Raw genomic sequence first — 20,384 nt, 5'->3', positions numbered from 1 at the left:
CCGGCTGTGCGGGCGGTTTACGCGATGCGGACGCCCCTATTCAGTTACGCCCATGATCCAAGGAGCTGGCATGCCCAACGACCACATCGGCGTCGCCGTCATCGGTGCCGGGATGGCCGGAAGATCGCACGCCGCCGGCTATCGCGGCGCCACGACGACGTACGGCCCGGGTCTGCCCGATGTGCGGCTGGTGGCGATCGCCGACGTGAACGAGGACTTCGCGCGGGAGACCGCGCGCCGGTTCGGGTACACGCGGGCGGAGACGTCCTGGCAGGCCGTCGCCGAAGCCCCCGACATCGACGTCGTGAGCGTGGTGGTCGCCAACCATCTGCACCGGGAGGTCGTCGAGGGCCTCCTGGCGGCGGGCAAGCACGTCCTGTGCGAGAAGCCTTTCGCGCCGACCGTCTCGGAGGCCGAGGCCATGGTCGCCGCGGCCAGGGCAAGGCCGGAGCTGCGGGCGGGGGTCGGCTTCACCTTCCGCCGTTCGCCCGCGATCGCGGCGGTCAAGCGGCTGGTCGACGACGGGTCGACGGGGCGGCCGATCCACTTCAACGGCCACTACTGGTGTGACTACGGCGCCGACGCCTCGGGGCCGATGAGCTGGCGGTACAAGGGCGACCCCGGCTCGGGCGCGCTCGCCGACATCGGCAGCCACCTCGTGGACCTCGCCGAGTTCCTCTGCGGCCCGATCCGGTCCGTCCGGGGGACGACGCTGTCGACGTTCATCACCGAGCGCGCGCTGCCGCTGGGCGCCGCGGTCGGGCACGCCGCTGCGACACTGAGCGACGAGCGCGAGCCGGTCGAGAACGAGGACCTGGTCACCTTCACCGCGACGTTCGCATCAGGGGCCACGGCGACGATGTCCGCCTCCCGCGTCGCGCTCGGCCTGGCGAACTCCCTCGGTTTCGAGCTGTTCGCCGAGAACGCCGCAGCGACCTTCGACCTGCTGCGGGCCGGCGAGTTCGGCTACATGGACCGCGCGGTGGAGGGGCCCACCAAGGGCTACCGGCAGGTGGCCGTCGGCCCGGACCATCCCTACCTCACCGGTGGCCTGCCCATGGACTTCCCCGGGGTCGGATACGGGCAGAACGACCTGTTCGTCTTCCAGGCCCGGGCGTTCCTGGAGCAGGTGGCCGGGCTCGACCGGCTGCCCAGGGTGCCCTCCTTCGAGCACGGGCTGCACAACCTCCGGCTCCTCGCCGCCATCACCGAATCGGCCCGCAACGGCGGAGCCGAGGTCAAGATCTCACAGGAAGAGAACCGATGAAGCTCGGCGCCTACACCGCGTGCCTGCACGACAAACCGCTTCCCGAGGCTCTGGCCATCCTCAAGGGGATGGGCCTGGACAGCGCGGAGATCAACTCCGGCGGGTTCATCCCGGAGCCGCACCTCCCGATCGACGACCTCTTCGGCAGCGAACAGGCCCGCCAGGACTACCTCGGGCTCTTCGCCGAGCAGGGGATCACGCTCACCGCGCTCAACTGCAACGGCAACCCCCTGCACCCGAACCCCGTCGTGCGGGAGAAGCACGCGAACGACCTCCTGCGGTCGCTGGAACTGGCCTCCCTCCTGGGCGTCAAACGCGTGGTCACCATGTCGGGCACGCCGGCCGCCAGCGCCACCGGGACCAACCCGGCCTGGAACGTCCTGCCCTGGGACAGCGCCTACCTCGACGTACGGGACTACCAGTGGAACGAGGTCGCGATCCCGTTCTGGAAGACGGTCCAGTGGCGGGCGGCCCACTTCGACGTCAAGGTGGCGATCGAGATGCACCCGCACAACGTCGTCTACAACCCGGCGACGCTGGAACGGCTCGCCGAAGAGATCAACGCGACCCACGTCGGCGCCGAGATGGACCCCAGCCACCTGTTCTGGCAGGGCATCGACCCCGTGGAGGCGGTCGATCACCTCGGCTCGCTGGTGTACAACGCCGCGGCCAAGGACACCAGGATCAACCCGGCGGCGCGGGTGAACGGCGTCCTCGACGACCGATTCGGCCGGGTCCTCCCGGACGAGCCCGGCGCCGTCGGCCTCGGCGGGCCTTACACCCTGTCCCGCTGGCCGCAGAACTCCTCCTGGGACTTCGTCGCCGTCGGCCGCGGCCACGACGTCACCTGGTGGACCGCCTTCCTGCGGGCCCTGGAGAAGGTGGACCCGGACATGGCCGTGAACATCGAGCACGAGGACCAGGAGCTCGACCAGCTCGAAGGCCTGGCCGCCGCGGCCAAGACCCTGCTCGAGGCCGCGGGCCGCTAGACCGTGGAACGCCGAGCGATCCGCACCGTCTGTCGCGTCGGCACCACCAGTGCCACGTCCCCGGCCCGCTTCACGTGCATCGGCGCGACCCGCTGTGAACGCGTGAGCGCGCACCCGGTCCCGCGATCGGCCTTGCCGGTCGCCATCCGACATACCCCCCGATATATCGCGCGCTCCGACCGAGACATCTGTCGCGCCGGCGCATCACACGAAGGAGTACCGCAACCATGGAAGGCACCCGAACCCGGCGGCGTCCACCCGGCCTCCCCGGTCTCACCAGCGGCCCCAAGCGCCACAGCCGCCTCCCGCTGACGGCGATCGGCCTGTTCGCCGCCCTGGTCCTGACCGCCTGCGCCAGTGGCAAGGCCACCACCGGCGCCACCAGCCAGCCCGCCGCCGGTGCTTCCAGCGCCGCCGCGAACACCGCCGGATCCGGTGGCGGGAAGGTGTCCCTGTTCGTCATCGGCGGCAAGTCCGACGACCCGTTCTGGTCCGCGGTCAAGCGCGGCGCGGACGACGCCGCCAAGGTCGTCAAGGCCAACGGCGGCAACGTGACCTGGCTCGGCCCGCAGAACTACGACAACCTCGGCCCGGACGCCGCCAAGCTCATCCTCAGCGCGAAGAGCCAGGGCGCCACCGCCATCATCGGCGCCGACTGGGTCCCCGAGGCGCAGAACGACGCCTTCAAGGCCGCATCCAGCGGCGGCGTCCCGGTCTTCCTGTTCAACGCCGGCGGCGCCGAGCAGGCGAAGAACGTCGGCGCGCTGACCTACACCGGCTCCGAAGAACAACTGGCCGGCAAGGCCGGCGGCGAGTTCTTCGCCAAGAACGGCGCCAAGAACGTCCTGTGCGTCAACACCCTTCCCGGCGCCGTGAACACCGAGGCCCGGTGCAAGGGCGTCGCCGAGGGCATGAGCGGCGGCGGCGGCAAGTCCACCCAGTTGCCGCTGCCCTCCTCCAACTTCGGCAACCCGACAGCCGTGACCCAGGCCATCAAGTCGGCCCTGCTCAAGGACGACTCCATCGACGGGGTCGTCACCATCAGCACCGGAGACGCCGACAGCTCGGCCGCCGCCATCGAGCAGGCGGGTGGCGGAGCCAAGATCAAGCTCGGCACGTTCGACATGAACGAGGCCCAGCTCAACCGCATCAAGGCCGGCAAGCAGCTCTTCTGCATCGACCAGCAGCCCTACCTCCAGGGCTACCTCGCCGTGTCACAGGCCTACGCCTACAACGCCTACGGGCTGCTCATCTCGCAGAACACGCTGCTGACCGGGCCCGCCATCATCAACGCCGGCAACGTCGACGCCGCGATCTCCGGTGTCCAGGCCGGCGTCCGCTGATCCGCCCGGCACCGCCCGTCACTCCTTTGAGGTGAAAGAGCAATGACCGTCCAGATCTCCGACACGGCCCGCCCGGCAGCGGCCGGGACGTCGTCGGGACGTTCCCTGCGCAATCTGACGTACCGTCCGGAGGCCGGCGCCCTCATCGGAACCTTGGGGGTCTTCGTCTTCTTCGCCATCTTCGGCGGCACCCATTTCCTCGCCTCCGCCGGCACCGCGGCCTGGCTGAACGTCGCCGCCGAACTCGGCATCATCGCCCTCCCGGTCGGCCTGCTCATGATCGCCGGCGAACTCGACCTGTCGGTCGGCTCCGTGCTCGCGGCGAGCTCGATGACCCTGGCCATCGTCTCGGGCTACTGGGGCGCCCCGATGATCCTCGGCATCGTGCTCGCCCTCGGTGTCGGCGTGACCGCGGGAGCGCTCAACGGGCTCATCGTGACGCGGACCAACGTGCCGTCGTTCGTCGTCACCCTGGCGACCCTGTTCGGGATGGCCGGGCTGACCCTCGGACTGTCCCGCGTGATCACCGGTACGACCAGCGTCGCCCTCAACCCGGACCCGGGGTCGAAGGCGGTCTTCGGCACCCTCATCGCGGGCCAGTTCGAGGTGGCGATCCTGTGGTGGATCGTGGTCGCGCTCGGCGTCGGGTGGATGCTCCAGATGACCAAGTACGGCAACTGGATCCTCGCCGTGGGCGGCGACAAGGAGAGCGCCCGCGCGGCCGGAATCCCGACCAACCGGCTCAAGATCGCGCTGTACACCGGGAGCGGGTTCGGCGCCGCCCTGGTCGGCGTGATCCAGACCATCCTCTACAACGGCGCCCAGGTCGCCAACGGGCAGTCGTTCGTCTTCAACTCCATCATCGCGGTGGTGGTCGGCGGCGTCCTGCTGACCGGCGGCTACGGGTCCGTCGTCGGGGTCGTCTTCGGCACACTCACCTTCGCGATCGTCAACCAGGGCATCTACTACACCGGGTGGAACTCCGACTGGGCGAGCTTCATCCTCGGCGTCCTCATCCTCGCCGCCGTCCTCATGAACAACACGTTCCGCCGGCTGGCGCTGTCGTACGCGCCGCGTTCCGGAAAGAAGGCCTGATCATGACCCAGCCACTCCTTCGCCTCACCGACGTGGGCAAGTCGTTCGTCGGCACGAACGCGCTGGCGGACATCTCCCTGGAGGTGCACCCGGGCCAGGTGCTGTGCCTGCTCGGCGACAACGGCGCCGGCAAATCCACGCTGATCAAGATCCTGTCCGGCTTCCACGCCCCCACGTGCGGCACCATCGAGGTGGACGGGCGGCCCGTCGTCTTCAAGAGCCCGCGCGACGTGAGCGCGTACGGGATCGCCACGGTCCACCAGTTCGGCGGCACCTTCCAGCTCATGACCGTCGGCCGGTCCTTCTTCGTGGGCGTCGAGCCCACCAAGGGCTGGGGCCCCTTCAAGCGCTTCGACAAGCGCCTGGCCGGCGAGATCGCCGTCCGGGAGATGCAGTCCCTCGGCATCACCCGGGTGACCGACGGCAAACGGCTCGTCGGAAGCCTTTCCGGCGGCGAGCGCCAGGCCCTGGCCATCGCCCGGGCCGTCTACTTCGGCGCCAACATCCTCATCCTCGACGAGCCGACCGCCGCGCTCGGCGTCAAGGAGGCCACGCACGTCCTGAGGATCATCATGCAGGCCCGCGCGAAGGGCGTCGCGGTCATCTTCGTCACCCACAACGTCCTGCACGCCATGATGGTCGGCGACCACTTCGCGGTCCTGATCCACGGCCGCAAAGCGGACGACTTCCACAAGGGCGAACGGACGCGCGAACAGATCACGGATCTGATGGCGGGCGGCGAGGCCATGGCGGACCTGGAAGCGGAACTCGCCGACCTGGCGGGGAGCTGACATGAGACTCGCCCTCGACCCGTACATGCTGCGGTCCGTCCCGCTGCTGGAACTCCCCGGCGTCGTGGCCGAGCTCGGCTACGAGTACATCGAGTTGTCGCCGCGGGATGATTTCATGCCGTTCTTCCTGCATCCCCGGGCGGACGACGCGAGAGTCAGGGCCTTCAAGCGGGCCCTCGACGGCGCCGGCGTGCGGGTTGCCTCGATGCTGCCGCTCTACCGGTGGTCCGGCCCCGACGAGGACGAGCGCGAGGCCGCCGTCCGCTACTGGAAACGCGCCATCCAGATCACCGTCGACCTGGGCTGCACCGTCATGAACAGCGAGTTCAACGGCCGCCCGGAGCAGGCGAGCCTGTCGGAGGCGAAGTTCTGGAGGTCCATGGAGGAACTGCTGCCGATCTTCGAGCGCGAGGGCGTGCAGCTCCGCCTCGAACCGCACCCGGACGACTTCGTCGAGGACGGCAAGATCGCCGCCGACATGGTCCGCGGCATCAACTCCCCGCTCGTGTCGTACCTGTACTGTGCCCCGCACACCTTCCACATGGGCGGCGACATCGCCGGGATCATGCGGTACGCCGGCGACAAGCTCACCCACCTGCACGTCGCCGACTCCTACGACCACACCGGCTCCAGCGGCCTGCGCTACATCACCAACCCGCCCGGCAACCCCGCCCGGGTCCACCAGCACCTCGACATCGGCCAGGGCGAGGTCGACTGGGACGAGTTCTTCGACACCCTCGCCGCCATGGACTTCGCCCGCACTCCCGACGCGATCATGACCGTCTGCGTCTTCGCCTGGGAGGAACGCGCCCGCGAGTCGAGCGTCTTCATGCGCGAGGAGATCGCCAAGCGCACGGCGAACTGGTGACCGCTCAGCGTCCTGCTGTGCAGCGCAGCAGGACGCTGCCCGAATCGTCGAACCGGCGGGACAGCCCGCCCGACAGTCTGGACGCGCTGGGCGCGCTCATGGCCCGGACCCGGCGGCTGGTCGAGGCGGCGCGTGTGCTCGCCGCCGGCGCGGCCGCCCGGGAGAGCATGGGCTGTCCACGCCACCCCGTGGATCAACCCGCGCACGACACGGCGGTGGCTTATGTCCGCCGCGCCCGGGGCACCCGCGCCCGGCCGCCGACCGGCTGGGCCAGCCTCACGCCCACCGAGCTGAACGTGGTCCGGGCTCGTGGTGGAGGGCCTGAACAGCCCCGAGATCGGCGCCCGGCTGTTCATGAGCCGCGGCACGGTGAAGATCCACCTGCCACACGTGTACGTCAAGCTCGGCGTCGGCAACCGGACCGAGCTGGCCACGCTGGCCGGCCCTCGGCTGGTCTGACTCCCGCGACGGGGCGTCAGCCGCAGTTGTCCCACTTCTGACGGCCACCACTGGCGACGGCCGGGTCGTGACCGAGCGGCTTGATCGTGCCCCAGAACTTCACGCACCTGCCCTGGGCCCAATACTTCACCGGGCCCGCGTAGGACTTGAAGTTGCCCTTGTCCCTGCGCACGATCGGGTCCTGCTTCGTGTCCTTGATCGGCTTGGCCATGATCGTGAGCTCGGCGCTGACGGGCGTCTTCGTGCCGACGAAGCTCGACTTGATGGTGACCACGCAGTTGTAACCGTTGCTGCGGTTGTAAAGCAGGTAGACCGTGCCGTACTTGCGGCCGCTCGAGGTCTTCACCGGCTGCGTGCCGCCGGTGATGCGCGCGTAACCGGAGCCGCAGATGCTCTCCGGGCTCGCCGCCGCGGCGGCGTTCGCGGGGAGCGCGACGACACCGCTGAGACAGAGTGTCGCCGTGAGGAGGACTGCCTTTGCCGGCATTCGCACCTGATCGTCCTTTCGTAGCTCTTGACCAAAGATCTCGACAAGCATGCCCGAAATTTGGTTATCGGTCCAGGCGTTAGGGACGAACAGCAGGTGACACGCGCCGTTGGTCTTCTGGCCAGGAGAGATCGGCGGCCGTCGTCCGTGCCTTCGCCCGCTGAGCCCGCACGCGTGAAGACCTCCGAGCTGGGCGGTGAATCCGTGGCGCTCGGTGCCGTACGACTGGCGCTCGACCACGTCGAGTACGCGCTCTTCGGCGGGGCGACGTGAGGTCTCATGCGCCGATCGGTGCGCCATTTCGATGGAACACACGACGGATGGCGGATGATCGCGAGGGGTGCCGACCGTGAGGATGGGCGCCATGGATCCCGAACTGGAAGCCTTCATCCCGTTGTTCCCCTCAGCCGATCTGACCGATCCGGTCACCGCGCGCAAGAACCTCGCCGAACTGGCCGGCGCGGCACCGGCGGCGGACACGGCGGGAATGGAGATCGAGGACCGGTTGGTGCCCGCCGATCCGGACGTGGCGGTGCGGGTCTATCGCCCGCGCCAGGCACGGGACGCCATCGTCTGGCTGCGCGGCGGCGGATTCGTCATGGGCGACCTGGACACCGAGCACCCGTGGGCGTCCCGGCTCGCGGACAGCTCCGGCGCGGTGGTGATCTCGGTGGGCTACCGCCAGGCGCCCGAGCATCGGTTCCCGGCCGCGCTGAACGACGCCTACGCCGTACTCACCTGGACGGCCGAGCACGCCGCCGAGCTCGGCATCGACGCCGGGCGGATCGCGGTCGGCGGTCACAGCTCAGGCGCGGGGCTCGCGGCCGCGGTGGCGCTGCGGGCGCGCGATGAGCAGGGCCCGCCGATCCGCTTCCAGCTGCTCAACCAGCCCGAGCTCGACGACCGCCAGGAGACCTGGTCGGCACGGAACTTCACCGACACGCCCTGGATGACCCGCGACAAGCTCACCGCGACGTGGCGGCACTATCTGGGCTCCGCGCCCGCCTCGCAGTACGCCGCCCCGGCACGGGCCGACGACCTGTCCGGCCTGCCACCCGCCTACATCGCCACCGCGGAGCTCGACCCGCTCCGCGACGAAGGCATCGGCTACGCGATGCGCCTGCTGGAGGCGGGTGTGTCGGTCGAGCTGCACCAATGGTCCGGCACCTTCCACGGGTCGCAGGCGATCCCGTCCGCCGAGGTGTCACAGCGGCAGCTCGCCGAACTCTCCGGAGCCCTGCGCCGTGCCCTGGCCGAGTGAGGCGATCGAGATTGACCGAGACGAGATTGACCGAGACGAGATTGACCGAGATGAGATCGACGACGACGGGAATGCGATGACAACCACTGAGCTTGCCGATTCCACGGCGGGACAGAGCATGGCAGGGCTGCTGCGCCCTCATCTCGGGAGTTTCGCCGCCGTCATGGTCCTGCAGGTCATCGGCGCTGTCGCGGGTCTGGCGCCGTTGCTGGCAGTCGTCGAACTGGGTCGGGCTCTGTTGTCGCCCGGCCCGATCGATCAGGGCCATGTCTGGTTCGTCGTGATCGCGGGGGCGGCCGGGTTGTTCGTCCGGCTGCTGTTCACGGCCGCGTCGTCCGGAATCGGGCACCTGCTCGACGGCCAGGTGCAACTGTCGTTCCGCCGGCAACTGGCCGCGCGGCTGGGGCGCGTACCGATCGGCTGGTTCTCCCGGCGCCGGACCGGCGAGCTGGCGAAGGTGGTGGGGGAGGACGTGAGCGCCGTGCATCCGTTCATCGCCCACACCCCCGGCGACCTCGCCTCCGCGTTCGTGGTGCCGCTGGTGTCGCTGATCTACTTGTTCGCCGTCGACTGGCGGCTCACGCTGATCACCCTGATACCGGTAGGGCTGGCCGTGGGGCTGGTTCCCCTGATGATGACCCCGGCCCGGCTGCGTGAGCAGGAGGAGTTCGACGCGGCCATGGGACGGATTTCGAGCTCCGTCGTCGAGTTCGTGCAGGGTATCTCGGTGGTCAAGGCGTTCGGCGGATCCGGGCGCGCCCACCGTAAGTTCCGCACCGCCGCGGACGACTTCGTCGGCATCTTCTACCGGTGGGTGCGTGGCATCTCCGGGATCGCCGCCGGGATGCAGCTGGTGCTGTCGCCGCCGTTCGTGCTGCTGGTCGTGCTGATCGGCGGCGCGGTACTGATCACGGCCGGCGCCATGGCCCCGGCCGACCTGCTGCCGTTCCTGCTGCTGGGGCTGGGCCTGACCGCTCCGGTGGCGGCACTCGGCCACGGCTTCGACGATATGCAGGCCGCCGGGCGCGCGGTCGGACGGATCCGGGACGTGCTCGACGTACCGTCGCTTCCGGAGCCCGCCCACCCGGTCGCGCCACACGGACACCGGGTGGAACTGCGTGATGTTCGGTTCGGTTATGGAGCCGATCACGAGGTGCTGCGCGGGATCGACCTGGTGCTCGAACCGGGGACGGTCACCGCGATCGTCGGGCCGTCGGGAAGCGGGAAGTCCACGCTGGTTCAGCTGTTGCCGCGCTTCTTCGACCCCACCCACGGTTCGGTCGTCCTGGGCGGTGTCGATCTGCGCGAGATCGGCAGCCGGGAGCTCTACCGGACGGTCTCCTTCATGCTCCAGGACGTTCGCCTGCTGCGCGCGTCGGTCGCGGACAACATCGCGCTGGCGGTGCCGCAGGCCGACTTCGACGACGTGGTTCGCGCCGCCCGGCTGGCCAATATTCATGATCGAATTCTCCGGCTGCCGCGCGGATACGACTCGGTGATCGGTGAGGACGCCGGACTGTCGGGTGGCGAGGCGCAGCGGATCTCGCTGGCACGCGCGCTGCTCGCCGACACGCCCGTACTGGTGCTGGACGAGGCGACCTCCTTCGCCGACCCGCAGACCGAACAGGCGGTGCGCCGGGCCCTGGCGACGCTGGGCAGTGATCGCACGATTCTGGTCATCGCCCATCGCCTGGAGACGGTCGCCGACGCCGACACCGTCGTGGTGCTGGAGAACGGGTCGATCGTGGAGCGTGGCAGGCCCGCCGAGCTGCTGGCACAGGACGGGAGGTTCGCCGCGTTCTGGCGATCCCACCGATCGGCGATCGCCGACGAGATCGACACCCATGGTGGCGTACCGCAAGGAGACGAACCCCGATGATTCGAATGCTGCTGCGCGTGCTGGGACACGAGTACGCCCAGCCGGTGCGCCGCACCGTGGCCCTGATGACGGCGACCGCGGTGGTCGAGGGCTTGTCCTACGCACTGCTGGTTCCCGTGCTGCGGGCGCTGTTCGGGAGCAGCCCCGCGGACGCGCGGCCCTGGTTGATCGCGTTCGGGGCGGCGGTCGCGGTCTACGCGGTGCTGCGCTATGTCAGTGATCTGTCCGGTTTCCGCGTCGGGACCACGCTGTTGCGCGGTATGTATCACCGGCTCGGCGATCATCTGGCCCGGCTGCCGATCGGCTGGTACAGCGCCGGTCGCGTCGGGGAGGTCTCCGTCATGGCCGGCCGTGGCCTCCTGCAGGCGATGAGCGTGATCGCGCACCTGCTGGCACCGTTCATCTCCGCTTGTGTGACGCCCCTGACGATCGTCGCCGTGATGCTCGCCTTCGACGGGCGGTTGGGGCTGGCCGCGTTGGTCGCCGCCCCGATCGTGGCGGCGATCCAGATCTGGACGGGACGCTCGACGGCCGCCGTCGATGCGGAGAGCGCCGACCGCGGCCGGGAGGCCACCGGGCGAGTCATCGAATATCTCCAGGCCCAGCCGGTGCTGCGAGCCGGCGGCCGGAGCGTTGAACGCTTCCGGTTGCTCGACGACTCGCTGCGTGAGGTCCAGCGCGCCTCCCGCCGTTCCACGCTGTCGGTGCTGCCCGGCGTCGTGGGCCTGACGCTCACGGTGCAGGCGATGTTCACCGTGCTGCTGGTCCTGGGGGCCTATCTCGCGCTCGGCGGGAGTATCGGCGCGGCGGAGGTGCTGGCGATCCTGGTGCTGGCCGCCCGCTGCGCCGATCCGCTGCTGTCGCTGGCGGAGATGGGCGGCAAACTGCGCGGCGCGCGTTCCGAGCTGGCCCGGCTCGACACGGTGTTGCGCACCGAGCCGCTGCCGGAGCCTCGCGAACCGATCCAGCCGGTACGCCATGACGTGGCGTTCGAGTCCGTGGCCTTCCGGCACGGCGACCGTACGGTGATGGACGACGTGTCGTTGTCCGTGCCGGCGGGACAGCGGCTCGCCGTGGTCGGGCCGTCGGGTGCCGGTAAGAGCACCTTGCTGCAGTTGCTCGCGCGGTTCTACGACGTGGACGCGGGCGCGGTGCGTCTGGGAGGTGTGGACGTACGCGCGATCAGCACGGAGGTGTTGATGGCGCGGCTGGCCATCGTCTTCCAGGACGTCTATCTCTTCGACGGCACGATCGAGGAGAATGTGCGGCTGGGCCGCCCCGACGCCGACGAGGCCGAGGTGCGGGCGGCGGCGACCGCGGCGCGGCTGGACGAGGTGATCGGGCGACTGCCCGGCGGATGGTCGGCGAATGTCGGCGAGGGCGGCGCGCTGCTGTCGGGTGGCGAGCGCCAGCGTGTCTCGATCGCGCGAGCGCTGCTGAAGGACGCGCCCGTCGTCCTGCTGGACGAGGTGACCTCCGCGCTCGACCCGGTGAACGAGGCGGCGGTCCACGAAGGCATCGAACGCCTGATGGCGGGCCGGACGGTGGTGATGGTGGCGCACCGGATGCGGACCGTCCAACGCGCCGATCGGGTCGTCTTTCTGGACGGGGGCCGGATCGTCGAGGAAGGCAGCCATGACGAACTGCTGCGCCGCGGCGGTCGCTACGCCGCTTTCTGGGAAATGTCCATGGCGCCGGTAGCGAAGTCCTGAGGGGCCTCGGCAGCCGTCCTGGCCGAACGGCTGCTCAAGGTCCTTTGGTACCGTCGCCGGGCTCAGCGGCGCAGGGCGGTCTCCCTTTCGATCCGTGACAGCTTCTCGGGATTGCGCACGGCGTAGAGGCCGGTGATGAGCCCGTCGTCGATGCGTACCGCCATGACGGTGTTAACCTCGCCGTCGACCCGGAGAATCAGCGCCGGATAACCGTTGACCTGGGCCGGCCGCAGCGACGCCGCGGCGCCCCACCTGCCCAGTCCGGCGGCCAGTACGTCAGCCACCTGGCCGGCTCCCACGACGGGCTCCAGCGCGGCCTGCACGACGCCGCCGCCGTCACCCAGGAGGACGACATCCGGCGCGAGCAGGTCGAACAGGCGTTGCAGATCGCCCGTCTCGACCGCCCGCTGGAACGCCTCCAGCGCGTCCCGCGTCTCGGCCGGGGAAACGACTCCCCGCGGACGACGCGCCGCCACATGCGCCCGCGCCCGGTGCGCGATCTGACGCACCGCCGCCGGACTCTTCCCGACGGCCTCGGCGATCTCGTCATAGGCCAGATCGAACACCTCACGCAGCACGAACACCGCCCGCTCGGTCGGCTGCAGCGTCTCCAGCACCAGCAGCATCGCCATCGAGACACTGTCGGCCAACTCGACGTCCTCGGCCACATCGGGCGCGGTCAGCAACGGCTCGGGCAACCACGGCCCGACATAGGACTCCCTACGCCGGCCCAGCGCACGCAACCGGCCGAGCGCCTGCCGCGTGACGATCCGGACCAGATACGCACGCTGATCCCGCACCTCACCCAGGTCGACCCCCGCCCACCGCAACCAGGTCTCCTGCAGGACGTCCTCGGCATCGGCGGCCGAGCCCAGCATCTCGTAGGCCACGGTGAACAACAGGTTGCGATGGGCGACGAACGCCTCCGTGGCGGGATCCGGGCGATCGTCCCGGCCCAGCTCCCCACCGCGATCTTCGGGCGCGGTCTGCGACGTGCCGGCCATGGATGACTCCTGTTCACTCTCGACTGTGTCACCCACCAGATGCCGGCCACCGCCGTTTTGTGACACCGATCCTTGTGGCGCACGTCACATGGCCGTGCTGTCACAAGGTTCGGGTCGTCGGCATCTTGTGTTCGTTCAGTGCAACGGAAGGAACGTCATGAGTTCAGAGCTTGAAACCCTTCGCCGTGACTTCGGTGGCGACATCATCGAACCGGGCGGAACGGAGTACGAATCGGCCAGCCGCTCGATCTTGGCTTCCGGCAGTCCGGTCTATGTTCTGCGGCCCAAGACCGTCGCGGACGTGCAAGCAGCAGTCGGATTTGCTGCCGGCACCGGGCTTCCACTGTCCGTACGAGGCGGCGGCCACAGCTTTCCGGGCTTCGGCACCAACGACGGCGGCGTCGTGATCGACCTCAGCCGCCTCGCGAACGTGGAGATCCTCGACAAGGAACGTCATCTTGTACGGATCGGCGGCGGTGCCACCTGGGGCCAGGTCGCGGCAGTTCTGGCCCCGCACGGCCTGGCGATCTCCTCGGGCGACACCAGGAGCGTCGGTGTCGGTGGGCTGACGTTGACCGGTGGCATCGGCTGGAAGGTCAGGAAGTACGGCCTGGCCCTGGACAGCGTGGTCGCCGCAGAGGTGGTCACGGCCAACGCGGAGGTCGTGCGGGCGAGCGCGGAGGTGAATCCGGAGCTGTTCTGGGCGATTCGCGGTGGCGGCGGCAATTTCGGGATCGTGACCGCCTTTGAGTTCGCGGCGCACCCGACGACAGACGTCTTCTACGGCAAGATCGCTTTTCCGGCATCGGAGGCGGCCACCGTGCTCCAGGGTTGGGCGGATTACCTCCGTACCGCCCCCGAAGAGCTCACCTCCATCGCGAGCTTCGCCAATCCCTTCGCCGGCGGACCCGAAGCGCCGGTCGAGATCCAGGTCGCCTTCGACGGCGATGATCCGGAGCTCGCGGCCGAGGCGATCGACCCGATCCGCCGGCTCGGCACGGCGATCGACGACGACGTCGCGCTGAAGCCCTATGCGGACACGCTCGTGGATGGCGCGACCCCGCCGCCGGGCATTCAGCTGGTCACCCGAAGCGCCTTCGTCGACAAGGAATCGGTGTCCGAGGCCCTGCGGATCCTCACCGAGGTCGGGGCGTCGGCGGGGTCGCCGTTCATCGCCGTTCGCAGCGTCGGCGGTGCGGTGTCCCGAGTCCCCGACGACGCCACCGCCTACGCGCACCGCCGAGCGGAGTTGATGTTCGTGACCACCGTCGCGGGTCCGCAGCCGGTCGTCGAGGCCGCTCGACCTGCTCTGGAAGCGATCTGGGGGAGACTCGCACCGCACGTCAACGGCGCCTACGCGAACTTCCTCGCTGCAGCCACCGAGGAGGATGTCGCCGCGATCTATCCAACGGCGACCTATGAGCGGCTCGCGGCGGTCAAGCGTCAGTACGACCCCGGTAATCTGTTCGCCCGCAACCACAACGTCCGGCCTCGGTAAGTCGTGCGGACAATGAGTGATCTACAATGTAAAGCCGGACTCAAGGGGCGAGGCTGATGGTGGCGGGGATGCCCTGGCGGGTCATCTTCGCGTAGGGGCACAGCGTGCTCGCCTGGCCAAGCAGCTCGCCGGCCGTCTCGAGGGCGACTCCGGGCCAGGTCACGACGAGGTCGGCGCTCAGCTGGTAGCCGCCGTCGGCGGGGTCACGGCCGAAGGCGACGGTCGCCTCCACGGTGATCGGTTCGGGGTCGAGGAGGTGCCGGCGGGCCAGCAGGCTGAGGGCGCCGTGGAAGCAGGCGGCGTACCCGGCGGCGAAGAGCTGTTCGGGGTTCGGGCCGGTGGTGTCGCCGCCCAGTTCCCCCGGCATCCGGAGCTCCAGGTCGAGGGCCTCGTCGGCGGAGCGGGCCCGGCCGGTGGCCCGGCCGTGGGCGGAGCTGCCGCCGGTCACGGTGACGCGCGTGGTGTAGAGCGGTTTGAACGCGGAGCCGCTGTAGTCGTGCTCCGTGGACAATCTCGGATCGTTCACCAGTACGCCTTTCGGTAGCACGCCAGGGGGGACGCCGGTCATGAGCGGTGCCAGCGCCGCAACTTGTCGGGGTTCAGCACGATCCACACCGCGGTGACCTCCGTTCCGGCGACGCTCACGCCGACCACCGCCACGGCCTGGCCCGCCCGGCGCAGCACCAGACCCGTCCGGCCGTTCACGGACGCGACGGCCACATCGGTGCCGGGTTGGCCGGTCAGCAAGGCTGTGACGAACCGGGCGACCGCGTCCGCGCCGTGGGTCGGGTGGATGGCGGCGCGTAGTTTGCCGCCACCATCGCTCACGACCATCGCATCCGTGGCCAGGACCGCCCGCAGCGCCGCGGTGTCTCCCGTGCCACAGGCCGCGGCGAACCGGCGCGCGACACGATCGTGTCTGATCAGCATCGCTTGGCGCGACCGGCCCTGGTGATGTGCCCCCTCGCCGGCCCGGCACATCACCAGGCCGGTGAGCGGCTCGGCCCGACGTGCTGGAGTGTCGGTGACGGGCGCCGCGGCCGGTAGCGGTACGCCGGCAGGTGCGTGCGTCGGGGTGGCAGTGGCGAGCAACTCCAGGCAGATGCCTCCGGCGACCCGCGTCAGCCAGGCGCGCGGCACCGCGATCCCGGCGCGCTCCGCATCGCCGAGGGCGTACCAGCGGCGGTAGGTCTCTTGAACGATCCGGTCAGCCGTGCTCTCCGAGCCGAACATCCACAAGGCGATCTCCAGCAGGTGCTGCCGTTCATCGAGCATCTCCGCCAGCGTTCCGGCGCTCACCTCGGTCATCTCCTGCCGCCCTGGTAGCCGGGGGAGTACGCCTGCGACCGGCGCGGCTTCGCCTTGCTCCAAGCCGCGAAATCGGCTTGGCCGCCGGTCCACAGGGTCGCCCACACGATGTCCTCTGTTCTGTCGGTGTCGACAGCTAAGACCGGATAGCCAGTCCTGTTGTGACGCGGCCGTCTTGGGCGGCTAGGCCCTCTTTAGTGGGTGGCGAGCCCGTGATCGTGTGAACGTGTCGAGTTTGGCCGGATTGACGATCCACATGAGGTGATGGATGCCCTGCGGCGAAGCCTCGATAGTGAGCAGCGCGACACCGGTGCGGCCGCCGGGGACGAGCACGCCGGGACGCCCGTTCGCTTCGACCCACGTGAAGTCGGCGCCCGGCCAGAACCGTGGCGCGAACGCGGCGATGAATTTCGCCACGCGGGGGCCGCCCACCAGGGGGAACCGCGCTGCCCCTCTGATGCCGTCGCCGTCGGAGGAGCTGACGACGTCCGCGGCGAACAGGTTTTCGAGCGCGGCGACGTTTCCGGTCTGGGCGGCGGTGAGGAAGGCCGTCAGGAGACGCCGGTGTTCGATCTTGTCGATGGGCTCGCGTCGTGCGGCGGACACGTGCTTGCGGGCCCGGCTCACGAGCTGGCGGACGTTGGCCGGGCTGAGCTGGAGGATGTCCGCTATCTGCGCGTACGGGTAGACGAAGGCCTCACGCAGGACATAGGCGGCCCGTTCGGTGGGGGTCAGTCTTTCGAGCAGGAGCAGAAAGGCGAGTTCGAGTGCTTCGCCGCGTTCGGCGCCGATCGTGGGGTCGGAGCTGGTGTCGACGGGTTCGGGGAGCCAGGGCCCGATGTAGGCCTCGCGTCGCGCTCGGGCGGATTGCGCGACGTTGATGGCCAGGCGGGTGGTGATCAGCGCCAGGAAGGCCGAGGGGTTCTCGATGGTCGAGCGGTCGGTGTTCTGCCAGCGCAACCAGGTTTCCTGCACGATGTCCTCGGCTTCCGCCGCGCTGCCGAGCATCCGATAGGCGATGCCGAACAGGCGCGGCCGCAGCACGACGAAGGCGGAAGCGGCCTCTTCGAGGTCGCTTGCCTCTTCCAGCGATTTCGAACGCATGGTTACCCCCCGCCTTCGCTGCGCTGCTGTCAACTTTTCCACATCGATTCAGCCGGTCGACGTGGGGGTGTCACGCCTCGGCGCTCGGCTCGGGCGGCGGGCTGTCCTCCAACACCTCGACCGCGGCGAGCAGACCCCGCTCGCCGATCTCCTCACGCTCGGCGTCCGTCGGGTCGAACAGCCAGTCGGAGATCGGCAGTGCCATCTCCTCCTCCGGACGGCTCGCCACAGTCTCCGTCAGTTCGATCTCGACCTCGACCTTGAGCTCGTACAGAACGTCGTTCTCGCGCTCCGGAACTGTCATCTTTCCTCCATAGGTGGCTTGAGTGGATGTCCGGCAGGCCGGCTGACCACGTGCATCAGCCGCATGGTCGGCGCGGCCTGCCATGCGGTCGATCTCGGCCTGGGTTCAGTGGTCGCCGGGTGGCTGTCGGACATGGGGATCACCTGCGTGAGGACGGGCTACTTCTTGGTGGCGTTCCGGCCGGGCCAGTCGCGATAGCGGATCTGGCCGAGGGTGGCGCCGTCATCCGGCACCAGCGACCGCTCGAGCAGTTCCTGTCCGAAGTAGTGCGCGTGCGGGTCGGTGACCACCTCACGCGGATCGCCCCAGGAGGCCAGCACCTCACGGAAGAACTCGTCCATCCGGAACTGCTCGGGCCCGCCGACCTCGACCCTGCCGTTCAGCGGCGCTCCCACCGCGACCCTGGCGACCGCCTGCGCGACGTCGTCGCCGGCCATGGGCTGGAAGAGGACGGGCGGCATCCGTACCTTGTCGCCATCCGTGGCCTCGTCGGCGATGCTCCGGACGAACTCGAAGAACTGGGTGGCATGCACGAGCGAGAACGGGATCGGCGATTTCTCGATCAGCTGCTCCTGAGCGATCTTCGCCCGGAAGTAGGCGTTCCCGGGCGGGCGCTCCGTGCCCACCACCGACAGCGCGACGTGGTGCCCGACGCCGGCCGCGGCCTCCGCGGCGAGCAGGTTGCGGGTGGAGGTCTCGAAGAACTCCAGTACGGCGGCCTCCTCGAACGACGGGGAGTTCGACACGTCGATCACCACCGACGCGCCCGCCAGCACCTTGGCCAGCCCTTCGCCGGTGAGCGTGTTGACGCCGGTATTCGGCGACGCCGCCACCGCCTCGTGACCGTGCTCGCCCAGCTTCTTCACGAGCTTCGACCCGATCAGGCCGGTTCCGCCGATTACCACGATCTTCATGGCAGCTCCTTTCTGTCCGCCGGGGCAGCCGCTGCCAACCGGTCTCCAGCTAAGACCGGACAGCCTCCGGGCTTGTGACAGCCGGCTGCTAAATTTTTCTCAGTCCGCGGGCGATGCCATGGACCTTGCTCTGAACGTGCCCATTGACCTGCGGCGATGCATCGGCAGTCCGTGATGGCCGCGACCACGCCGATCCGGGACGTCGCGAGGGAACGACAAGATGTCACATCTTCCGATCCCCGACGGTCCATAAGTAGACATGCTGAGCAGACGGGGGAAGCGATCTTGGACGTCTATGAGGCGGTAACGAGCCGACGGGCGGTGCGCGGATTCACCGACAAGGTCGTCCCGAGGGAGGTGCTGGAGCGCGTGCTGTGCGCCGCGGCTTGGTCGCCGTCCGGCTCGAACCTCCAGCCCTGGCACGCCTACGTGGTGATCGGTGAGCCGCTGGCCGAGCTCAAGAAGCGGGCCGGCAAGCGCGTGGCCGCGGGCGACCCCTGGGACGAGCGGGAGTACGAGATGTACCCGTCCGCACTGAAGTCCCCATACCGCGAGCGCCGATCCGCCTTCGGCGAGGAGCGCTACGGCGCACTCGGCATCTCGCGCGAGGACTGGGAGTCGCGCCAGCGGGCCGCTTCGGCGAACTGGGACTGTTTCGGCGCGCCCGCTGCCCTGTTCTGCTACATCGACCGCGGCCTGGGCCTGCCCCAATGGTCCGACCTCGGCATGTATCTGCAGACGGTCATGCTGCTGCTCCGCGCCGAAGGGTTGCACAGTTGCCCGCAGATGGCGTGGTCGGTGTATCGCAAGACCGTCGCCGAGATCGTGTCACCTCCGGATGGGCTCATCCTCTTCTGCGGCATGTCGATCGGGTTCGAGGACGTCACGGTGGATTACATCCGTACGGGCCGGGCGCCGCTCAACGAAACGGTCACGTTCGTCGAGGGCTAGCCAGAGGCGCGGGGGTGCGGCACCGGCGAGTCATCGTTCCGCCAGGTCAGGCACCGGTGGCGGCTGGGCGGCAGGGGCGGAGCCGGTGGCGGTCTGGGCCAGGAGCGCGCCGGACAACACGATCAGCCCGCCCACGATCTGGAACACGCCCAGCGTCTCCCCGACCAACGACCAGGCCACGATCGCGCCGCCGATGACCTCCAGCGACGCCACAGTGGCGCCCACGGCCGCCGACAGCCGCCGAACGGCGTTCACCCCCAGGATGTACGCCACCACGGTCGCGACCAACACCATCCACAGGTACGCCACCAGCAGAGGCAACCGCTGAGCACCCGCTGCCGGCGTGACGGACACCGTGAACGCCTTCCACGGCAGGTTCCAGGGCCGCGCGAACGGGATCAGCGCCACGGCCGCCCCCGCCATCCCCAGGCGATGAGCCCGAGCGGATGCACGTCGTCGCCAAAGCTATCGTTCATCAGGAAATATCCGGCTGAGCACGCCCCGGCCAGCTACAGCCCGACGAACGGCAACCTGGAGCGCGGGATCCGCAGCGCCTCCGGCCTGGTCAAGGCCAGCACGGTCACCAGCGACAGCCCGGCCCCGGCCATCCGCGCTCAGACGGCTTCGATCGGCGTCAGCCCGGCGGCGTTGAGGTATTTCGCCAGCGGCCCCGAGAACGCGAAACACCCCGAGGACACGAACGCGAGCGCGAGCCCCGCGTACCTCACACCACACCACCCGCATCGTCATGACCGTCCAGCGGCTTCGACACTGGCATGCCCGGACTTACGGCCGCAACGAAATAACGCCAGGCGGCCTCGTTCCGCTCCGAGGAAGCCGCCCGACCCGGACCTTCCCGACCACGCGGCGAGGACGGCCGTCCTCGCCGCGTCCCTTCGTCAAGTCCCGCCGGTTGGCGACACCTGAGCAGACGACCCGTCGCGGGTCGCGCATGGGGACCGTCAGATCTCTTCCACGCTGCTCGGCTCACGCCGGGACAGATCGATACCGAGCTCCTCCGCCGCGCGGAAGACGTCCTCGTCGGAGTCGCGTAGCTCGATGGACATGCCGTCGCTGGAGAGCACCTCGACGTTGAGGCACAGCGACTGCATTTCCTTGATGAGGACCTTGAAGGACTCCGGGATGCCCG

The 20,384-nt window shown here is 69.3% G+C and carries 22 protein-coding genes; 12 read left to right on the top strand and 10 right to left on the bottom strand.

The annotated features are described in order from the left end of the window. Positions 1 to 70 precede the first annotated feature (70 nt). The 6 genes from ACGFNP_RS52255 to ACGFNP_RS52230 all read left to right on the top strand — a co-directional run bounded on the left by ACGFNP_RS52255 (position 71) and on the right by ACGFNP_RS52230 (position 6,353). On the top strand, positions 71 to 1,267 hold the full coding sequence (locus ACGFNP_RS52255) for a Gfo/Idh/MocA family protein (RefSeq protein ID WP_393331248.1): 1,197 nt from the start codon (positions 71 to 73) through the stop codon (positions 1,265 to 1,267). Further along, positions 1,264 to 2,256: a sugar phosphate isomerase/epimerase gene (locus tag ACGFNP_RS52250; RefSeq protein WP_358320883.1), complete on the top strand. Its 993-nt coding sequence runs from the start codon at positions 1,264 to 1,266 to the stop codon at positions 2,254 to 2,256. The genes ACGFNP_RS52255 and ACGFNP_RS52250 overlap by 4 nt, the downstream gene beginning before the upstream one ends. 227 nt (positions 2,257 to 2,483) lie before the next feature. After that, the gene (locus ACGFNP_RS52245; RefSeq protein WP_358320879.1) at positions 2,484 to 3,599 is read left to right on the top strand and encodes a sugar ABC transporter substrate-binding protein; all 1,116 of its coding nucleotides are present in this window, start codon (positions 2,484 to 2,486) and stop codon (positions 3,597 to 3,599) included. Between the two features lie 42 nt (positions 3,600 to 3,641). Further along, a complete protein-coding gene (locus tag ACGFNP_RS52240) occupies positions 3,642 to 4,694 on the top strand; it encodes an ABC transporter permease (protein ID WP_393331244.1) in 1,053 nt (350 codons plus the stop codon). Positions 4,695 to 4,696: 2 nt separating this feature from the next. Continuing rightward, positions 4,697 to 5,485, top strand: a complete 789-nt coding sequence (locus ACGFNP_RS52235; protein WP_358320874.1) for an ATP-binding cassette domain-containing protein — start codon at positions 4,697 to 4,699, stop codon at positions 5,483 to 5,485. Between the two features lies 1 nt (position 5,486). Then, positions 5,487 to 6,353, top strand: coding sequence for a sugar phosphate isomerase/epimerase family protein (locus ACGFNP_RS52230; protein WP_393331241.1), 867 nt, complete (start codon positions 5,487 to 5,489; stop codon positions 6,351 to 6,353). A gap of 4 nt (positions 6,354 to 6,357) precedes the next feature. On the opposite strand, the gene ACGFNP_RS52225 is transcribed toward ACGFNP_RS52230, so the two are convergent. Next, positions 6,358 to 6,522, bottom strand: a complete 165-nt coding sequence (locus ACGFNP_RS52225) for a hypothetical protein (protein ID WP_393331238.1) — start codon at positions 6,520 to 6,522, stop codon at positions 6,358 to 6,360. Between the two features lie 140 nt (positions 6,523 to 6,662). Between ACGFNP_RS52225 and ACGFNP_RS52220 the strand changes: the two genes are divergently transcribed. After that, positions 6,663 to 6,812 (top strand): helix-turn-helix transcriptional regulator, encoded by a 150-nt coding sequence (locus ACGFNP_RS52220; RefSeq protein ID WP_393331235.1) that lies wholly within the window; start codon positions 6,663 to 6,665, stop codon positions 6,810 to 6,812. Between the two features lie 16 nt (positions 6,813 to 6,828). Here ACGFNP_RS52220 and ACGFNP_RS52215 read toward each other — a convergent pair whose 3' ends face one another. After that, complete coding sequence (locus tag ACGFNP_RS52215) at positions 6,829 to 7,305, bottom strand: hypothetical protein (protein ID WP_358320865.1); 477 nt, start codon at positions 7,303 to 7,305, stop codon at positions 6,829 to 6,831. Between the two features lie 358 nt (positions 7,306 to 7,663). Here ACGFNP_RS52215 and ACGFNP_RS52210 point away from each other — a divergent pair, with 358 nt between their 5' ends. From ACGFNP_RS52210 to ACGFNP_RS52200, 3 genes are all read left to right on the top strand, one after another. Beyond that, on the top strand, positions 7,664 to 8,560 hold the full coding sequence (locus tag ACGFNP_RS52210) for an alpha/beta hydrolase (RefSeq protein WP_393331231.1): 897 nt from the start codon (positions 7,664 to 7,666) through the stop codon (positions 8,558 to 8,560). A gap of 76 nt (positions 8,561 to 8,636) precedes the next feature. Further along, positions 8,637 to 10,439 (top strand): ABC transporter ATP-binding protein, encoded by a 1,803-nt coding sequence (locus ACGFNP_RS52205; RefSeq protein WP_393331228.1) that lies wholly within the window; start codon positions 8,637 to 8,639, stop codon positions 10,437 to 10,439. Then, positions 10,436 to 12,151: an ABC transporter ATP-binding protein gene (locus ACGFNP_RS52200; RefSeq protein WP_393331224.1), complete on the top strand. Its 1,716-nt coding sequence runs from the start codon at positions 10,436 to 10,438 to the stop codon at positions 12,149 to 12,151. Before ACGFNP_RS52205 ends, ACGFNP_RS52200 begins: the two co-directional genes overlap by 4 nt. 62 nt (positions 12,152 to 12,213) lie before the next feature. Here ACGFNP_RS52200 and ACGFNP_RS52195 read toward each other — a convergent pair whose 3' ends face one another. Next, complete coding sequence (locus ACGFNP_RS52195; RefSeq protein WP_393331221.1) at positions 12,214 to 13,155, bottom strand: RNA polymerase sigma-70 factor; 942 nt, start codon at positions 13,153 to 13,155, stop codon at positions 12,214 to 12,216. 88 nt (positions 13,156 to 13,243) lie between these two features. Here ACGFNP_RS52195 and ACGFNP_RS52190 point away from each other — a divergent pair, with 88 nt between their 5' ends. Next, entirely contained in the window at positions 13,244 to 14,653 is a 1,410-nt protein-coding gene (locus ACGFNP_RS52190; RefSeq protein ID WP_393331218.1) for an FAD-binding oxidoreductase, read from the top strand. 40 nt (positions 14,654 to 14,693) lie between these two features. Here the strand turns inward: ACGFNP_RS52190 and ACGFNP_RS52185 are convergent, their stop codons facing one another. The 5 genes from ACGFNP_RS52185 to ACGFNP_RS52165 form a co-directional block, all read right to left on the bottom strand. Beyond that, positions 14,694 to 15,179, bottom strand: a complete 486-nt coding sequence (locus tag ACGFNP_RS52185; protein WP_393331215.1) for an Ohr family peroxiredoxin — start codon at positions 15,177 to 15,179, stop codon at positions 14,694 to 14,696. 38 nt (positions 15,180 to 15,217) lie between these two features. Then, entirely contained in the window at positions 15,218 to 15,961 is a 744-nt protein-coding gene (locus ACGFNP_RS52180) for a hypothetical protein (protein WP_393331212.1), read from the bottom strand. A gap of 183 nt (positions 15,962 to 16,144) precedes the next feature. Then, a complete protein-coding gene (locus tag ACGFNP_RS52175; RefSeq protein ID WP_358320844.1) occupies positions 16,145 to 17,065 on the bottom strand; it encodes an RNA polymerase sigma-70 factor in 921 nt (306 codons plus the stop codon). 70 nt (positions 17,066 to 17,135) lie between these two features. After that, positions 17,136 to 17,369 (bottom strand): hypothetical protein, encoded by a 234-nt coding sequence (locus ACGFNP_RS52170; protein ID WP_393331209.1) that lies wholly within the window; start codon positions 17,367 to 17,369, stop codon positions 17,136 to 17,138. Between the two features lie 158 nt (positions 17,370 to 17,527). Then, positions 17,528 to 18,283 (bottom strand): SDR family oxidoreductase, encoded by a 756-nt coding sequence (locus ACGFNP_RS52165; RefSeq protein WP_358320839.1) that lies wholly within the window; start codon positions 18,281 to 18,283, stop codon positions 17,528 to 17,530. Between the two features lie 285 nt (positions 18,284 to 18,568). On the opposite strand from ACGFNP_RS52165, the gene ACGFNP_RS52160 reads away from it, so the two are divergent. Next, positions 18,569 to 19,234: a nitroreductase gene (locus ACGFNP_RS52160; RefSeq protein ID WP_393331204.1), complete on the top strand. Its 666-nt coding sequence runs from the start codon at positions 18,569 to 18,571 to the stop codon at positions 19,232 to 19,234. Between the two features lie 30 nt (positions 19,235 to 19,264). On the opposite strand, the gene ACGFNP_RS52155 is transcribed toward ACGFNP_RS52160, so the two are convergent. Both ACGFNP_RS52155 and ACGFNP_RS52150 read right to left on the bottom strand, forming a co-directional pair. Continuing rightward, entirely contained in the window at positions 19,265 to 19,657 is a 393-nt protein-coding gene (locus ACGFNP_RS52155) for an EamA family transporter (protein WP_393331201.1), read from the bottom strand. Between the two features lie 539 nt (positions 19,658 to 20,196). Then, positions 20,197 to 20,384: hypothetical protein (locus ACGFNP_RS52150; protein WP_393331198.1), on the bottom strand; the 188-nt coding region annotated here is incomplete at its 5' end.

Origin of the sequence: Nonomuraea sp. NPDC049269, from assembly GCF_043197155.1 — a bacterium.
Classification (GTDB): domain Bacteria; phylum Actinomycetota; class Actinomycetes; order Streptosporangiales; family Streptosporangiaceae; genus Nonomuraea.
The sequence above is the reverse complement of the archived record's forward strand: the minus strand, read 5'-3'. Positions and strand labels throughout refer to the sequence as shown.

Coding starts and splice junctions, on each gene's coding strand:
- ACGFNP_RS52195 (WP_393331221.1), bottom strand. CDS start 13,155: ATGGCCGGCACGTCGCAGACCGCGCCCGAAGATCGCGGTGGGGAGCTG.
- ACGFNP_RS52200 (WP_393331224.1), top strand. CDS start 10,436: ATGATTCGAATGCTGCTGCGCGTGCTGGGACACGAGTACGCCCAGCCG.
- ACGFNP_RS52155 (WP_393331201.1), bottom strand. CDS start 19,657: ATGGCGGGGGCGGCCGTGGCGCTGATCCCGTTCGCGCGGCCCTGGAAC.
- ACGFNP_RS52225 (WP_393331238.1), bottom strand. CDS start 6,522: ATGCTCTCCCGGGCGGCCGCGCCGGCGGCGAGCACACGCGCCGCCTCG.
- ACGFNP_RS52190 (WP_393331218.1), top strand. CDS start 13,244: ATGGCCGTGCTGTCACAAGGTTCGGGTCGTCGGCATCTTGTGTTCGTT.
- ACGFNP_RS52230 (WP_393331241.1), top strand. CDS start 5,487: ATGAGACTCGCCCTCGACCCGTACATGCTGCGGTCCGTCCCGCTGCTG.
- ACGFNP_RS52245 (WP_358320879.1), top strand. CDS start 2,484: ATGGAAGGCACCCGAACCCGGCGGCGTCCACCCGGCCTCCCCGGTCTC.
- ACGFNP_RS52240 (WP_393331244.1), top strand. CDS start 3,642: ATGACCGTCCAGATCTCCGACACGGCCCGCCCGGCAGCGGCCGGGACG.
- ACGFNP_RS52165 (WP_358320839.1), bottom strand. CDS start 18,283: ATGAAGATCGTGGTAATCGGCGGAACCGGCCTGATCGGGTCGAAGCTC.
- ACGFNP_RS52170 (WP_393331209.1), bottom strand. CDS start 17,369: ATGACAGTTCCGGAGCGCGAGAACGACGTTCTGTACGAGCTCAAGGTC.
- ACGFNP_RS52250 (WP_358320883.1), top strand. CDS start 1,264: ATGAAGCTCGGCGCCTACACCGCGTGCCTGCACGACAAACCGCTTCCC.
- ACGFNP_RS52255 (WP_393331248.1), top strand. CDS start 71: ATGCCCAACGACCACATCGGCGTCGCCGTCATCGGTGCCGGGATGGCC.
- ACGFNP_RS52180 (WP_393331212.1), bottom strand. CDS start 15,961: ATGACCGAGGTGAGCGCCGGAACGCTGGCGGAGATGCTCGATGAACGG.
- ACGFNP_RS52205 (WP_393331228.1), top strand. CDS start 8,637: ATGACAACCACTGAGCTTGCCGATTCCACGGCGGGACAGAGCATGGCA.
- ACGFNP_RS52210 (WP_393331231.1), top strand. CDS start 7,664: ATGGATCCCGAACTGGAAGCCTTCATCCCGTTGTTCCCCTCAGCCGAT.
- ACGFNP_RS52175 (WP_358320844.1), bottom strand. CDS start 17,065: ATGCGTTCGAAATCGCTGGAAGAGGCAAGCGACCTCGAAGAGGCCGCT.
- ACGFNP_RS52235 (WP_358320874.1), top strand. CDS start 4,697: ATGACCCAGCCACTCCTTCGCCTCACCGACGTGGGCAAGTCGTTCGTC.